Here is a 448-nt window from a genome sequence, read left to right on the forward strand (position 1 = left end):
AGAAGCGTTAAATCAACTGCACAAAAATCATACGATGCCCACTGATTTAATCATTGAATTTTATTCAGGGGCAATCACCTCATTAAGCGCATGGTGGTTTAAAAGTGAAAGAAAAGTTTCTGCTGCTGAAATGGATAGGTATCTCCATCAACTTATTAATCGGGATATTTTTCAGTTTGAAAAGGAATAAGACTACACCTTTTCAATCATGCAATAAAGTGAAACTTTAATCAGCCCTCACCAATCGGACTTTTACGGACAGCCCGACCCCCACCTAACTTCTTTGCTTCCACTGAATTTTGAGGTGGGGGTCTTACTGCCCGTTAAAGCGGGATCAAATTGACCACAAAATAGGAATCTGATATATTTTCCGTAGAATACTATATAAGTGTAACAGCGAATAAATTGGCATATAATAAAAAGAAGAGATGCGCTAACATCTCTTCCT

General features: G+C 37.7%; 1 protein-coding gene. It reads left to right on the forward strand.

Features of this window, described 5'->3' with window-relative positions; all coding sequences use genetic code 11:
* On the forward strand, positions 1-190 hold a 190-nt coding region (locus SB717_RS33730), incomplete at its 5' end, for a TetR-like C-terminal domain-containing protein (RefSeq protein ID WP_410907165.1).
* Positions 191-448: the final 258 nt, after the last annotated feature.

Origin of the sequence: Priestia sp. SIMBA_032 (genome assembly GCF_046535215.1) — a bacterium.
GTDB classification, from domain to species: Bacteria; Bacillota; Bacilli; order Bacillales; family Bacillaceae_H; genus Priestia; species Priestia aryabhattai.